Origin of the sequence: Citrobacter sp. CK194 (genome assembly GCF_030333395.1) — a bacterium.
GTDB lineage: Bacteria > Pseudomonadota > Gammaproteobacteria > Enterobacterales > Enterobacteriaceae > Citrobacter_B > Citrobacter_B koseri.
This window is the reverse complement of the sequence record NZ_JAOWGA010000017.1, coordinates 142933-158119: the sequence shown is the minus strand read 5'-3', so window position 1 is coordinate 158119 and position 15187 is coordinate 142933. Positions and strand designations below refer to the sequence as shown.

15 protein-coding genes are annotated in these 15187 nt (G+C 53.2%); 14 read left to right on the top strand and 1 reads right to left on the bottom strand.

Annotated features, from left to right (window positions below; translation table 11 throughout):
• Positions 1 to 310 precede the first annotated feature (310 nt).
• From astC to ves, 7 genes are all read left to right on the top strand, one after another.
• Positions 311 to 1531 carry a succinylornithine/acetylornithine transaminase gene (astC, locus tag OGX80_RS09130; protein WP_115181697.1) on the top strand — a complete coding sequence of 407 codons (1221 nt, stop codon included), beginning with the start codon at positions 311 to 313 and terminating at the stop codon, positions 1529 to 1531.
• The gene (astA, locus tag OGX80_RS09125; protein WP_012132639.1) at positions 1528 to 2562 is read left to right on the top strand and encodes an arginine N-succinyltransferase; all 1035 of its coding nucleotides are present in this window, start codon (positions 1528 to 1530) and stop codon (positions 2560 to 2562) included. Before astC ends, astA begins: the two co-directional genes overlap by 4 nt.
• Positions 2559 to 4037, top strand: a complete 1479-nt coding sequence (gene astD, locus OGX80_RS09120) for a succinylglutamate-semialdehyde dehydrogenase (RefSeq protein ID WP_115181696.1) — start codon at positions 2559 to 2561, stop codon at positions 4035 to 4037. Before astA ends, astD begins: the two co-directional genes overlap by 4 nt.
• Positions 4034 to 5377, top strand: coding sequence for an N-succinylarginine dihydrolase (gene astB / locus OGX80_RS09115; RefSeq protein ID WP_104868734.1), 1344 nt, complete (start codon positions 4034 to 4036; stop codon positions 5375 to 5377). The genes astD and astB overlap by 4 nt, the downstream gene beginning before the upstream one ends.
• A complete protein-coding gene (gene astE, locus OGX80_RS09110; protein ID WP_115181695.1) occupies positions 5370 to 6338 on the top strand; it encodes a succinylglutamate desuccinylase in 969 nt (322 codons plus the stop codon). Before astB ends, astE begins: the two co-directional genes overlap by 8 nt.
• Positions 6339 to 6661: 323 nt before the next feature.
• A complete protein-coding gene (gene spy / locus OGX80_RS09105) occupies positions 6662 to 7150 on the top strand; it encodes an ATP-independent periplasmic protein-refolding chaperone Spy (RefSeq protein WP_047457387.1) in 489 nt (162 codons plus the stop codon).
• A 172-nt stretch (positions 7151 to 7322) separates the two neighbouring features.
• Positions 7323 to 7898: an environmental stress-induced protein Ves gene (gene ves / locus OGX80_RS09100; protein ID WP_047457383.1), complete on the top strand. Its 576-nt coding sequence runs from the start codon at positions 7323 to 7325 to the stop codon at positions 7896 to 7898.
• A gap of 246 nt (positions 7899 to 8144) precedes the next feature.
• On the opposite strand, the gene nadE is transcribed toward ves, so the two are convergent.
• Entirely contained in the window at positions 8145 to 8975 is an 831-nt protein-coding gene (nadE, locus tag OGX80_RS09095; RefSeq protein WP_012132631.1) for an NAD(+) synthase, read from the bottom strand.
• Between the two features lie 228 nt (positions 8976 to 9203).
• On the opposite strand from nadE, the gene osmE reads away from it, so the two are divergent.
• The 7 genes from osmE to chbG all read left to right on the top strand — a co-directional run bounded on the left by osmE (position 9204) and on the right by chbG (position 15112).
• A complete protein-coding gene (osmE, locus tag OGX80_RS09090; RefSeq protein WP_012132630.1) occupies positions 9204 to 9545 on the top strand; it encodes an osmotically-inducible lipoprotein OsmE in 342 nt (113 codons plus the stop codon).
• A 300-nt stretch (positions 9546 to 9845) separates the two neighbouring features.
• On the top strand, positions 9846 to 10166 hold the full coding sequence (gene chbB, locus OGX80_RS09085) for a PTS N,N'-diacetylchitobiose transporter subunit IIB (protein ID WP_024130389.1): 321 nt from the start codon (positions 9846 to 9848) through the stop codon (positions 10164 to 10166).
• Positions 10167 to 10252: 86 nt separating this feature from the next.
• On the top strand, positions 10253 to 11611 hold the full coding sequence (chbC, locus tag OGX80_RS09080; protein WP_012132628.1) for a PTS N,N'-diacetylchitobiose transporter subunit IIC: 1359 nt from the start codon (positions 10253 to 10255) through the stop codon (positions 11609 to 11611).
• 50 nt (positions 11612 to 11661) lie between these two features.
• Positions 11662 to 12012 (top strand): PTS N,N'-diacetylchitobiose transporter subunit IIA, encoded by a 351-nt coding sequence (gene chbA, locus OGX80_RS09075; RefSeq protein WP_012132627.1) that lies wholly within the window; start codon positions 11662 to 11664, stop codon positions 12010 to 12012.
• 7 nt (positions 12013 to 12019) lie between these two features.
• Positions 12020 to 12862, top strand: coding sequence for a transcriptional regulator ChbR (chbR, locus tag OGX80_RS09070; RefSeq protein WP_012132626.1), 843 nt, complete (start codon positions 12020 to 12022; stop codon positions 12860 to 12862).
• A gap of 123 nt (positions 12863 to 12985) precedes the next feature.
• On the top strand, positions 12986 to 14341 hold the full coding sequence (locus OGX80_RS09065; RefSeq protein ID WP_012132625.1) for a 6-phospho-beta-glucosidase: 1356 nt from the start codon (positions 12986 to 12988) through the stop codon (positions 14339 to 14341).
• 12 nt (positions 14342 to 14353) lie between these two features.
• Entirely contained in the window at positions 14354 to 15112 is a 759-nt protein-coding gene (chbG, locus tag OGX80_RS09060) for a chitin disaccharide deacetylase (RefSeq protein ID WP_047457377.1), read from the top strand.
• Positions 15113 to 15187: the final 75 nt, after the last annotated feature.

The following is a 15187-nucleotide window of genomic DNA, read 5'->3' as shown; positions in this document are numbered from 1 at the left end:
GGCGGAGTGCGTCATAACGATGCAATAATTTCCGATAAATTTCGTCTACGATCACAATTCCAGAATTATATTTGGCAACTGAATAATATTTCGATTTTTCCTCTTATTTGTTCTTTTCTTCGCAAATATATTCACTTTTTATGCAGTAATAGTGAATGCCGTCGGGTTGTAACCCGTTGATTTTTCGTTTCCAAAACCGGTTTATGCATTTTTTCCTCTGGCTGGCACGAACAGTGCAATCTACATTTACAGCGCAAACACTCATTTTATTAACATATAAATAACTTTTTATTTACCGGAAGAGGTCGCTATGTCTCTGTCAATTACGCGTGAAAATTTTGATGAATGGATGATGCCGGTCTATGCCCCGGCACCTTTTATTCCGGTTCGTGGAGAAGGCTCACGCCTGTGGGATCAGCAGGGGAAAGAGTATATCGACTTCGCCGGGGGAATTGCGGTGAATGCGCTCGGCCATGCGCACCCGGCTTTACGCGAGGCGTTGAATGAGCAGGCGAGCAAATTCTGGCATACCGGAAATGGCTACACCAACGAGCCGGTGCTGCGACTGGCGAAAATGCTGATTGACGCCACCTTTGCTGAACGCGTCTTCTTCTGTAACTCCGGCGCGGAGGCCAACGAAGCGGCGCTGAAACTGGCGCGTAAGTATGCGCACGATCGTTTTGGCACGCATAAAAGCGGGATTGTGGCATTCAAAAATGCCTTTCATGGCCGCACGCTGTTTACCGTCAGCGCAGGCGGGCAGCCCGCGTATTCACAGGATTTCGCTCCGCTGCCGCCGGATATCCGCCATGCCGTGTATAACGATCTCAACGCGGCCAGCGAACTGATTGATGACACGACATGCGCGGTGATCGTGGAGCCCATGCAGGGCGAAGGGGGCGTGCTTCCGGCCACGAAAGCATTCTTACAGGGGCTGCGTGAATTGTGCGACCGACACAATGCCTTGCTGATTTTTGATGAAGTACAAACGGGGGTTGGGCGTACCGGCGAGCTGTATGCCTACATGCATTATGGCGTCACCCCCGATCTGCTCACCACTGCGAAAGCGCTGGGCGGCGGTTTCCCCATCGGGGCGCTGTTGGCCACTGAAAAATGCGCCTGCGTGATGACGGTAGGCACTCACGGAACCACCTACGGCGGCAACCCGCTGGCTTCTGCGGTGGCGGGAAAGCTGCTGGAAATCGTCAATACGCCGGAAATGCTGAACGGCGTTAAGCAACGCCATGACTGGTTTGTCGAACGCCTGAACGCCATAAATGAACGCTTCGGATTGTTCAGTGAAATTCGTGGACTGGGGCTGCTTATTGGCTGTGTTCTGGAGGCTGAGTTTGCCGGAAAAGCTAAACTTATTTCACAGGAAGCCGCAAAAGCCGGAGTGATGGTGTTGATTGCGGGCGCTAACGTGGTGCGTTTCGCACCTGCGTTAAACGTCAGCAAAGAGGAAGTGGCAACCGGGCTGGATCGCTTTGCGCTGGCCTGTGAACGCATCAAAGCAGGAGGTTCGTCATGATGGTGATCCGCCCCGTCGAACGACGTGATGTCAGTGCGTTGATGCAGCTTGCCAGTAAAACCGGCGGCGGCCTGACCTCTCTGCCAGCAGATGAAGCGACGCTGACGTCGCGTATTGAGCGCGCGCTAAAAACGTGGCGTGGCGAACTGCCGAAAAGCGAACAGGGTTACGTGTTCGTGCTGGAGGACAGCGATACGGGAAGCGTTGCGGGAATTTGTGCGATTGAGGTGGCCGTGGGGTTGAACGATCCCTGGTACAACTATCGCGTTGGCACGCTGGTGCATGCTTCTAAAGAGCTGAATGTCTATAACGCGCTGCCGACGCTGTTCCTCAGTAACGATCACACCGGGAGCAGCGAACTGTGCACGCTGTTCCTCGATCCCGACTGGCGTAAAGAGGGCAACGGCTATTTACTCTCTAAATCACGCTTTATGTTTATGGCGGCGTTTCGCGACAAATTTAATGAAAAGGTTGTGGCGGAAATGCGTGGCGTGATCGACGAACACGGCTACTCGCCGTTCTGGGAAAGCCTGGGAGAACGCTTTTTTTCTATGGAATTCAGCCGGGCAGACTATTTATGCGGCACCGGGCAGAAGGCGTTTATTGCTGAGCTGATGCCGAAGCACCCTATTTACACCCATTTCTTATCGGAAGAAGCGCAGGCGGTGATTGGCGAAGTACATCCGCAAACGGCGCCGGCCAGAACGGTACTGGAGAAAGAAGGTTTCCGCTACCGCAACTATATCGACATTTTCGACGGCGGCCCGACGCTGGAGTGCGACATTGATCGGGTTCGGGCAATCCGTAAAAGCCGCCTGCTGGACGTGGTGGAAGGCCAGCCCGCACCGGGCGAGTTTCCGGCGTGTCTGGTCGCCAATGAAAATTATCATCACTTTCGCGCCATGCTGATTCGTACCGACCCGGATACGCAACGTCTGGTGCTGACTGCGGCGCAACTTGATGCGCTCAAATGCCACGCGGGAGATCGCGTTCGTCTGGTACGTCTTTGCGCTGAGGAGAAAACCGCATGACTTTATGGATAAATGGCGACTGGGTAACTGGTCAGGGGGAGCGCCGGGTCAAAACGAATCCGGTGAATGGCGAAGTGCTCTGGCAGGGCAGCGACGCGGATGCGACACAGGTCGCTGAGGCAGGGCGTGCGGCGCGTGCGGCGTTTCCGGCCTGGGCCAGGCTGCCTTTCGCCGCGCGACAGGCCATCGTGGAAAAATTTGCAGCCTTGCTGGAGGTTCATAAAGCGGAGTTGACGGCAATTATTGCGCGAGAAACCGGGAAGCCTCGCTGGGAAGCGGCGACGGAAGTGACGGCGATGATCAATAAAATCGCTATCTCGGTGAAGGCATACCATGCCCGGACGGGAGAACAACAAAGCGAATTACCGGACGGGGCGGCGACATTGCGCCATCGACCGCATGGCGTGTTGGCGGTGTTTGGCCCATACAATTTTCCCGGCCATTTACCCAACGGCCATATCGTTCCGGCGCTGCTGGCCGGAAATACCCTGATTTTTAAACCGAGCGAGCTAACGCCGTGGACTGGCGAAGCAGTGATGAAACTGTGGCAACAGGCGGGGTTGCCGCCTGGCGTACTCAACCTGGTGCAAGGAGGGCGCGAAACGGGACAGGCGCTCAGCGCGCTGGACGCGCTTGACGGCCTGCTCTTTACCGGCAGCGCGAATACGGGATATCAGTTGCACCGTCAGTTATCCGGGCAACCGGAAAAAATCCTGGCGCTGGAAATGGGAGGGAATAACCCGCTCATCATTGAGAATCCAGAGGACATTGATGCGGCGGTACACCTCACGATTCAGTCGGCGTTTGTCACCGCCGGACAGCGCTGCACCTGCGCCCGCCGTTTGCTGGTGACACGCGGGGAACAGGGCGACGCGTTTCTGGCGCGCCTGCTGGAGGTGAGTCAGCGTTTAACGCCGGGTGAGTGGGATGATGAACCGCAGCCGTTCATCGGCGGGCTGATTTCCGAACCGGCTGCGCGTCATGTGTATGAGGCCTGGCAGCGTCTTGAGGCGATGGGTGGACGAACGCTGCTGGCCCCACGTATGCTGAAAGCGGGAACGTCCTTGTTAACGCCGGGCATTATCGAAATGACCGGCGTGAAGCAGGTCCCGGATGACGAGGTGTTTGGCCCGTTATTGAGCGTCTGGCGCTATGAGCGCTTTGATGAAGCCATTCGTATGGCGAATAACACCCGCTTCGGTTTGTCGTGCGGGCTGGTGTCTCCCGATCGTAAGCAGTTCGACCAGCTACTGCTGGAGGCGCGTGCGGGTATTGTTAACTGGAACAAACCGCTGACCGGAGCGGCCAGCACGGCGCCGTTTGGCGGCGTTGGCGCGTCGGGGAACCATCGCCCCAGCGCCTGGTATGCGGCAGATTATTGCGCCTGGCCGATGGCGAGCCTGGAATCGCCGACGCTTGTACTGCCCGATTCGCTCAGTCCGGGGCTGGACTTCTCTCGCGAGGAACCGGTATGAAAGCGCATGAAGTGAATTTTGACGGTCTGGTGGGGTTAACCCACCACTATGCCGGGCTGTCCTTTGGTAATGAGGCGTCGATACAGCACCGCTTTCAGGTGTCGAATCCCCGCCTGGCGGCGAAGCAGGGCTTACTCAAGATGAAAGCGCTGGCGGATGCGGGATTCCCTCAGGCGGTCATCCCCCCGCACGAGCGGCCGTTTATTCCCGTGCTTCGTCAGCTAGGTTTTAGCGGGCAGGACGAGCAGGTGCTGGAGAAAGTGGCGCGCCAGGCGCCTCACTGGCTCTCCAGCGTCAGCTCCGCTTCGCCGATGTGGGTGGCGAATGCGGCGACGGTATGTCCCTCAGCGGACGCGCTTGACGGCAAAGTGCATCTGACGGTGGCGAACCTGAACAACAAATTTCACCGCGCGCTGGAGGCGCCGACCACGGCGTCTTTGTTGCGGGCCATCTTCCGCGACGCGCAGTTTTTCGCAGTGCACGACGCGCTGCCGCAGGTGGCGCTGCTGGGGGATGAAGGCGCTGCCAACCATAACCGGCTCGGCGGTGATTATGGCGCGCCGGGCATTCAGCTGTTTGTCTATGGGCGTGAAGAGGGCGTCGACACGCGTCCGGTGCGCTATCCGGCGCGGCAAACCCGCGAGGCCAGTGAAGCGGTGGCGCGTCTTAACCAGGTGAATCCGCATCAGGTTATCTTTGCCCAGCAGAACCCAGACGTTATCGATCTCGGCGTATTCCACAACGATGTGATTGCGGTGTCGAACCGCCAGGTGCTGTTTTGCCATGAACAGGCGTTTGCAAAGCAGGGCGAGCTGATGCGCCAGCTCCGGTCGCGCGTGGCGGGATTTATGCCGCTTGAGGTGCCAGCCAGGGAGGTTTCCGTGCAGGATGCCGTCGCCACGTACCTGTTTAATAGTCAGCTTTTAAGCCGCGATGACGGCTCGATGGCGCTGGTTCTGCCGCAGGAGTGCCGGGAACATGCCGGTGTGTGGCGGTATCTTAACGCGTTGCTGGCGGCTGATAACCCCATCAGCGATCTGCGCGTGTTCGACCTGCGCGAAAGTATGGCGAACGGCGGCGGCCCGGCCTGTTTACGCTTGCGCGTGGTATTGACCGAGGATGAGCTGCGGGCGGTGAATCCGGCGGTGATGATGAACGATACCCTGTTCAGCACGCTCAATGACTGGGTGGATCGTTATTATCGCGACCGCCTCACCGCCGCCGATCTGGCCGATCCGCAATTGCTGCGTGAAGGGCGGGAGGCGCTTGATACGCTGACGCAACTGCTTAACCTGGGGTCGGTGTATCCCTTCCAGCAGGAGGGAGCAGGGAATGGATAACTTTCTGGCGCAGACGCTGGCAGGAATATCCCCCGATATTACGCAAGGGGAAACGGAGAGCTTTCACTGGCGCTGGCAGATGCCTGGTGTGCTTGAACTTACGCCTGCCGTTGAGGTTGACTGCGCTCTGGTGCTCTCTGCGGGCATCCACGGCAATGAAACGGCGCCTGTGGAAATGCTGGACGCACTCCTTTCGGCGCTGTTTGAAGGGAAAATCCCCCTGCGCTGGCGATTGCTGGTGATTCTGGGGAATCCTCCGGCGCTGGCCGAGGGGGTACGCTATTGCCATAGCGATATGAACCGTATGTTCGGCGGGCGCTGGCAGATGTTCGAGGAGAACGGGGAAACGCTGCGCGCCCGCGAGCTGGAACAATTGCTGGAGGATTTTTATTCCCGCCGCAAAACGCGGATACGCTGGCATCTTGATCTGCATACTGCGATTCGCGGCTCCCGCCACGTTCGGTTTGGCGTTTTGCCGCAACGGTCGATCCCCTGGGATGAACACTTTTTGTCATGGCTGGGGGCGGCAGGGCTGGAGGCGCTGGTTTTTCATCAAACGCCGGGCGGCACCTTTACGCATTTTAGCTGTGAGCATTTTGGCGCGTTGTCCTGCACGCTGGAGCTGGGCAAAGCGCTGCCGTTTGGGCACAACGATCTGACGCAATTTACCCCCACCGCGCAGGCGCTGGCGACGTTGCTGGCGGGAGAAAAGCTGATGGAAGGGGGAACGAGGCCGGTTCACTATCGCGTGGTGGCGCAAATTACACGCCGCAGCGATGCGTTTGTTCTCTATATGGATAACCAGACGCTGAATTTCACGCCGTTCAAAGAAGGAACGCTACTGGCGCAGGATGGCGATGAGCGGATGATCGTTACCCATGATGTTGAATATGTTCTCTTTCCTAACCCTAATGTGGCCTGTGGTTTACGTGCTGGCCTGATGCTGGAAAAACTCGCGTAATTATTTCCCCCTCAGGCGAACGTCTGAGGGTCTTATTTTTGTGTGCTATCGCGATTTATTACGGATTAATCCTGGTAAACTGCTTTATTAATAGTCACCGGTCAGGTATAGTTCTTCATATTTCCTGCAAAATCATCCGCTTGCAATAAAATATTGCAACTCTCCTCGATTTATTCTTTTTTTCTTCATAATTGACGAAAAATTGTTTTTTACACTTTCATTGTTTTACCGTTGCTCTGACTAATTGACGATTAAGGCGGTAAAGTTTATCTCGTCAACACGGCGCTACGCCGAAAGAATAACTGAAAGGAAGGACATAGATTATGCGTAAATTAACTGCACTGTTTGTTGCCTCTACCCTGGCGCTGGGCGCTGCGAACCTGGCTCACGCGGCTGATACCACTACCGCTGCTCCGGCAGATGCGAAGCCGATGATGCACCACAAAGGCAAATTCGGTCCGCATCATGACATGATGTTCAAAGATTTGAACCTGACCGACGCGCAGAAGCAGCAAATCCGCGACATCATGAAAGGTCAGCGTGACCAGATGAAACGTCCGCCGCTGGAAGAGCGCCGCGCAATGCACGATATCATCGCCAGCGACAGCTTCGATAAGGCGAAAGCCGAAGCGCAGATTGCGAAGATGGAAGAACAGCGCAAAGCCAATATGCTGGCGCACATGGAAACGCAGAATAAGATCTACAACATTCTGACGCCGGAACAGAAAAAACAGTTTAATGCCAATTTTGAGAAGCGTCTGACAGAACGTCCGGCGCCGGAAGGTAAAATGCCAACACCACCTGCTGAGTAATCCCTCAGCGTTACGCTAACGCATTCAAGACCGCCGGTCCTGTTCACAACATCTCTTCTCGATGTGGACAGGATCGGCGGTTTTTCTTTTCTTCTCGTTAAGGTAAATCTTCACTGCTGCCGATAACAACAATGTGCCATATTATGGCGCTGCGTCCTTCTCGGGAGTGATAATGGAATACTTTGATATCCGTAAAATGCCGGTAAACCTCTGGCGCAATGGTGCGGGCGAAACGCGCGAGATTTGTTGTTTTCCTCCGGCGACGCGGGATTTTCACTGGCGCGCCAGTATTGCGTCTATCGCCGGGAACGGGGAGTTTTCCCTTTTTCCAGGGGTTGAGCGCGTTATTACGTTACTGGAAGGCGGAGAGGTGATGCTGGAAGGCGTGAATACGTTTACCCATACCCTCAAGCGACATCAGCCGTTCACGTTTGCAGGCGATAGCGTTGTGAAAGCCACACTGTCGGAAGGGCAAATGTCGATGGATCTCAATATCATGACCCGACGCGATCGCTGTAAGGCGAAGGTCAGGGTTGCCGATCGCACGTTTACGACCTTCGGTTCGCGCGGTGGCGTTGTGTTTGTTATTAGCGGCGCCTGGCAACTGGGAGACAAGCTCCTGACCGCCGATCAGGGCGCCTGCTGGCATGACGGGAAACACACGTTACGGTTGTTGAAGCCAGAAGGACAGCTGTTGTTTAGCGAGATTACGTGGTTGCCGGGTTATACGCCGGACACCGTCCAGTAAATGCAACAGGACAGCGCCCGATGGCGCTTCGCTTATCGGGCCTACGGGAGTTATGCAGCGATGTAGGCCGGATAAGGCGGTACGTTCGCGCCCGATGGCGTTTCGCTTATCGGGCCTACGGGCGTTATGCAGTGATGTAGGCCGGATAAGACGGTACGTTCGCGCCCGATGGCGCTTCGCTTATCGGGCCTACGGGAGTTATGCAGCGATGTAGGCCGGATAAGACGGTACGTCGCCATCCGGCGATTATGATCTCTTCCAGAAATCGTCAAATACCGTAATGGGTGTGCGACGCTTGTGTTCCGTTCGGATATACCAACCTTCGATGATTTTCGCGATGCTGGCATCCAGCGTTTTCCCTTCCAGATAATCATCAATGTTGTCATAGGTGACGCCCAGCGCCGCTTCGTCCGGCAGAGAAGGGCGATCGTCTTCGAGATCCGCCGTTGGCGCTTTCTTATATAAATGTTCCGGGCAACCCAACGCGGCGAGCAGCTGTTTTCCCTGGCGCTTGTTCAGACGGAAAAGCGGGTTAATATCGGTACCGCCATCGCCATATTTCGTGAAGAAGCCCGTCACCGCTTCGGCGGCATGATCGGTGCCGACCACCACACCGTTGGTCATTCCGGCGATACTGTACTGCGCCTTCATGCGTTCGCGGGCTTTTTCGTTGCCGCGAACAAAATCGCTTAACTCAATGCCTGCTTCACGCAACGCCTGCTCGCTGGCCAGAACGGCGCCTTTAATATTGACGGTCAGGACTCTGTCCGGCTGAATAAACGCGATCGCATCCTGACAATCCTGCTCGTCGGCCTGCACGCCGAATGGCAGACGCACGGCAATAAATTGCAGAGCGTCGTTCCCTGTCTCTTCACGCAGTTCAGTAATTGCGGTCTGGCACAATTTGCCCGTTAGCGTCGAATCCTGCCCTCCGCTGATACCCAGTACCAGGGATTTCAGGAAGGGATATGTTTTCAGGTACGCTTTCAGGAAATCTACGCTGCGGCGAATTTCCTCTTCTGCATTAATGTGCGGTTTTGCGCCAAGCGCCCGGATTATCTCTTGCTGTAGCGTCATTTAACCCCTCCGAAGATTTTCAGAATAAATATACTGCGTTAAAGCTAACGCTTTGCTCTCTAAACGACAAGACTCCACGGCCTGAGTGGCGCAATTTACGGCATTAAAACGACATCGTTTTGTTTAATTGGAATTTTCTGAAAGATTTGTTGCATCGATTGTGGGCTTGAAAAAAGCTCTGATGTATTCCAGGCTTATATAACACGCTGATAAACAAGAGGACGGAAAATGAACAAGAATATAGCAGGAATTCTGAGTGCAGCGGCGGTAATGACTATGCTGGCAGGGTGTACGGCGTATGATCGTACAAAAGACCAATTTGTCCAGCCTGTAGTAAAAGATGTGAAAAAAGGGATGAGCCGGTCGCAAGTTGAGCAGATTGCCGGTAAGCCATCATCTGAAGTGAGCATGATTCATGCGCGCGGTACTTGCCAGACCTACATCCTGGGTCAACGTGATGGTAAAGCTGAAACCTATTTTGTCGCGCTGGATGATACTGGACATGTGATTAACTCCGGCTACCAGAGCTGTGCAGAGTATGACACCGATCCGCAGGCTCCGAAGCAGTAACAACTGTATATTGCCTGAGCATATGTATGAACCGGCCTGTGTGCCGGTTTTTTTGTTCCTGGGATAATCTTATTTATTGTCGCGAAATATTTGCCTGAAATGTGAGAGGGGTCATAACACCAGGTCAATGAGAGACAATTTTGTTAGTCAAAGAAATACCATCCGCCAGTTCTATCCCGTATACTCATTTCAGACACCTAAAAAAGTAAATTCGGTTACGCAAGTTGTCCAGTGCATGGATGCAGGTTAAGGCTTGCGGAATGGCTGGCTAACAGATAATCGCATATGAGGATCGTTTTTATGGAAAAGAAACACATTTATCTGTTTTGTTCTGCGGGCATGTCGACTTCTTTACTGGTATCGAAGATGCGCGCTCAGGCTGAGAAATATGAAGTGCCGGTTATTATTGAAGCATTTCCTGAGACGCTGGCAGGAGAAAAAGGTCTTTCAGCGGATGTCGTGTTATTAGGCCCACAAATTGCTTATATGTTACCCGAAATTCAACGTTTGTTACCCAACAAACCTGTGGAAGTGATTGACTCGCTGCTGTACGGCAAAGTCGATGGTTTAGGCGTGCTTAAGGCTGCTGTCGCAGCAATTAAAAAAGCCGCCGCAAATTAATTTTTTGTTTTAATTTTTCCCGTCAAAGAGTTATTTCATAAACATTCACCGCAATATTTTATTGCGGTATTTAAGGGTATTTTTCTATGAGTAACGTCATTGCTTCACTTGAAAAGGTACTCCTTCCTTTTGCTGTTAAAATAGGAAAGCAGCCGCACGTTAATGCAATCAAAAACGGCTTTATTCGCTTAATGCCGTTAACCCTTGCGGGGGCCATGTTTGTATTAATCAACAACGTTTTCCTGAGCTTTGGGGAGGGGTCGTTTTTTTATTCTTTAGGCATTCGGCTTGATGCTTCCACCATTGAAACATTGAATGGTTTAAAAGGCATTGGCGGAAACGTCTATAACGGTACGCTCGGTATTATGTCGTTAATGGCGCCGTTCTTTATCGGAATGGCGCTGGCGGAAGAGCGTAAAGTTGATGCGCTGGCGGCGGGGCTGTTATCCGTGGCGGCATTTATGACCGTTACGCCATATAGCGTAGGCGAAGCTTATGCGGTTGGCGCGAACTGGCTGGGCGGTGCGAATATTATCTCCGGTATTATTATTGGTCTGGTCGTGGCGGAAATGTTTACCTTTATTGTGCGCCGCAACTGGGTCATTAGATTACCGGACAGCGTCCCGGCGTCGGTTTCCCGTTCATTCTCGGCGTTAATTCCTGGCTTTATTATTCTCTCCATTATGGGGATCATTGCGTGGGCGCTGGCGAACTACGGTTCTAACTTCCACCAGATCATTATGGATACCATTTCTACGCCGCTGGCATCGCTGGGCAGCGTGGTTGGCTGGGCCTATGTGCTGTTTGTTCCGCTACTGTGGTTCTTTGGTATTCACGGCTCGTTGGCATTGACCGCGCTGGACAGCGGTATTATGACCCCGTGGGCGCTGGAAAACATCGCCATCTATCAGCAGTTTGGTTCCGTGGATGCGGCGCTGGAAGCCGGGAAGACGTTCCACGTCTGGGCGAAACCGATGCTCGATTCCTATATTTTCCTCGGGGGGAGTGGCGCGACGCTGGGTCTGATTATCGCTATCTTCCTGGCCTCGCGTCGTGCGGATTACCGCCAGGTAGCAAAACTGGCGCTGCCGTCCGGTATCTTCCAGATTAACGAACCGATTCTGTTCGGCCTGCCGATTATTATGAACCCGGTGATGTTTATCCCGTTCATTCTGGTTCAGCCGATTCTGGCCGCCATTACGCTGATTGCGTATTACCTGGGGATTATCCCGCCGATTACCAACATCGCGCCGTGGACGATGCCAACCGGTCTGGGCGCGTTCTTTAACACCAACGGCAGCGTTGCCGCTCTGCTGGTCGCACTGTTCAACCTGGGCGTCGCGACGCTGATTTATCTGCCTTTCGTGGTTGTCGCCAACAAAGCGCAGAATGCAATTGAGCAAGAAGAAAGCGAAGAAGAAATCGCTAACGCACTGAAATTTTAAATTTAATCCGGCATGGTCTTCCCATGCCGGGCTGAACCAGAGGAAAACGTATGTTGGATCTCGAAAACGTAGCGGGTACGCCGTCAGAGGCTGAAGAACTCGAAGAAGTGGTGATGGGGCTTATCATCAACTCCGGTCAGGCGCGCAGCCTGGCTTATGCGGCGCTGAAACAGGCCAAGCAGGGCGATTTTGCTGCGGCAAAAACGATGATGGAGCAGTCGCGGATGGCGCTCAATGAAGCGCATCTCGTGCAGACGAAACTGATTGAAGGCGATCAGGGCGAAGGTAAAATGAAAGTCAGCCTGGTGCTGGTTCATGCTCAGGATCACCTGATGACGTCGATGTTAGCGCGGGAACTGGTTACAGAGTTAATCGAGCTTCACGAGAAGCTGGAACAGTGAGGGATAAATGATGCAGCTACAGGTTAACGCACCGGAGATCGCCACTGCTCGTGAGCAACAGCTTTTTAACGGCAAGAATTTCCATGTGTTTATCTATAACAAAACTGAGAGCATCAGTGGGCTGCATCAGCATGATTATTATGAATTTACCCTGGTGTTAACGGGGCGCTACTATCAGGAAATCAACGGTAAACGTGTGCTGCTGGAGCGTGGTGATTTCGTGTTTATCCCGTTGGGATCGCACCACCAGAGTTTCTATGAGTTCGGCGCCACGCGTATTCTTAACGTTGGTATCAGTAAGCGTTTTTTTGAACAACACTATCATCCTTTATTACCGTTTTGTTTTGTTGCGTCTCAGGTATACCGGGTCAACAGCGCTTTTCTGACTTATATTGAAACGGTTATCGCGTCGCTGAACTTCCGGGGAAACGGGTTAGATGAGTTTGTAGAAGTGGTCACCTTCTACATCATTAACCGACTGCGCCATCACCGTGAAGAGCAGGTGATTGACGATATTCCGCAATGGCTGAAAGCGACCGTGGAGACAATGCACGACAAAACGCAGTTTGGTGAAAACGCGCTGGAAAATATGGTGCACCTGTCCGCAAAATCTCAGGAGTATCTGACCCGCGCAACGCAGCGTTATTACAGCAAAACGCCAATGCAGATTATTAATGAGATCCGTATTAATTTTGCGAAAAAACAGCTGGAAATGACCAACTACTCCGTAACGGATATAGCGTATGAGGCGGGTTACAGTAGCCCAAGTCTGTTTATTAAAACGTTTAAAAAGCTGACCTCATTTACACCGAACAGTTATCGTAAAAAATTAACTGAATTTAATCAGTAAACAATATTGACCTGACAACACGATTTTATCGCTTGCCCTGAATAGCGCGGGACGCCCGCGCCATACCTGACGAACGGGCAGAGCGTAATACACGCCAGTGTTTTTACACTGAAGGGAGAAAGTATGAGCCAGAAATTAAAAGTCGTCACGATTGGTGGCGGGAGCAGCTACACCCCTGAATTACTGGAAGGTTTTATTAAGCGTTATCATGAATTGCCGGTTTCTGAATTATGGCTGGTGGATGTTGAAGACGGAAAAGAGAAACTGGATATTATTTTTGACCTCTGCCAGCGCATGATCGACAAAGCCGGTGTCCCGTTGAAATTATACAAAACGCTGGATCGTCGCGAAGCTTTGCAAGGGGCAGATTTCGTCACTACGCAACTGCGCGTGGGCCAGCTGAAGGCCCGTGAACAGGATGAACGCATTCCGCTAAGTCACGGGTATCTGGGGCAAGAGACCAACGGCGCAGGCGGCCTGTTCAAAGGGCTGCGCACCATCCCGGTTATCTTTGATATCGTGAAAGATGTTGAAGAACTGTGCCCGAACGCGTGGGTCATTAACTTCACGAACCCGGCAGGCATGGTGACAGAAGCGGTTTATCGCCACACCCACTTTAAGAAATTCATCGGCGTATGCAATATCCCTGTGGGGATGAAAATGTTCATCCATGACGTGCTGGCATTGCAAGACAGCGACGATCTGTCGATCGACCTGTTTGGCCTCAACCACATGGTGTTTATTAAAGACGTACTGGTGAATGGCGAATCGCGCTTTGCTGAACTGCTGGATGGCGTGGCGTCCGGGCAGTTAAAAGCGTCAACGGTGAAAAATATTTTTGACCTGCCGTTTAGCGAAGGGCTTATTCGCTCGCTGAATATGCTGCCGTGTTCCTATCTGCTTTACTACTTCAAGCAAAAAGAGATGCTGGCGATTGAAATGGGCGAATACTATAAAGGCGGCGCGCGCGCTCAGGTGGTGCAGAAGGTTGAGAAACAGCTCTTCGATCTTTATAAAAATCCAGAGCTGAACATCAAACCGAAAGAGCTGGAGCAGCGCGGCGGGGCTTACTATTCCGACGCCGCATGTGAAGTGATTAACGCTATCTATAACGATAAGCAGACGGAACACTACGTTAATATCCCACATCATGGTCATGTGGATAATATCCCTGCTGACTGGGCGGTGGAGATGACCTGCACATTAGGGCGGAATGGGGCGACGCCGCACCCGCGCATCACGCATTTCGATGAAAAAGTGCTGGGCCTCATCTATACCATCAAAGGGTTTGAAGTCGCAGCCAGTAAGGCGGCGCTGAGCGGCGAGTTCAATGATGTGCTGTTAGCGCTTAACCTGAGCCCGCTGGTGCACTCCGATCGCGATGCGGAAACCCTGGCGCGGGAGTTGATTCTGGCTCATGAGAAGTGGCTGCCGAATTTTGCGGAATGCATCGAGAAACTCAAAGGCGCACAACACTGACAGAGGTTGGGTATGGAACGCTTATTGATTGTGAATGCGGATGATTTTGGCCTGAGCAAGGGACAAAACTACGGCATTGTCGAGGCTTGTCGGAATGGCGTTGTGACGTCCACAACGGCGCTGGTCAATGGTGAAGCCATCGACCATGCGGCGCAATTGTGCCGTGACGTGCCGAAACTGGCGGTGGGGATGCATTTTGTACTCACCTTAGGGAAGCCGCTGACGGCGATGCCGGGCCTGACGCGTGAAGGGCTGCTGGGAAAATGGATCTGGCAAATGGCCGAGGAAGAGACCTTGCCGCTGGATGAAATTTCGCATGAGCTGGAGTGTCAGTATCAGCGTTTTATCGACCTTTTTGGCCGTGAGCCAACGCATCTGGACAGTCATCACCATGTGCATATGTTCCCGCAAATTTTTCCCATTGTGGCACAGTTTGCGGCAGAACGCGGCGTTGCTCTGCGTATCGATCGTCAGTCGGTGCTTAATGCTGACGATCTGCCGGTAGCGTTACGCAGCTCGCAGGGATTCAGCAGCGAGTTTTACGGCGACGCTATTTCAGAAGCGCTGTTTCTTCAGGTGCTGGATGCCTCTGCTGACAGAGGCGAAAAGTCACTGGAAGTGATGTGTCATCCGGCGTTCATCGACAATATCATCCGTCAGAGCGCCTATTGTTACCCCCGCTTGACTGAGCTTGACGTGCTGACGTCTGCGTCGCTGAAGTATGCGATTGCGGAACGTGGGTATCGTCTCGGCAGTTTTCTTGATGTCTGACTCCTGAGTTTGCGGCGCATTGCTGCGCCGCATTTTTTATGCCGTCAGCCTGACGGCGCTTGTTTTACCCGCCCG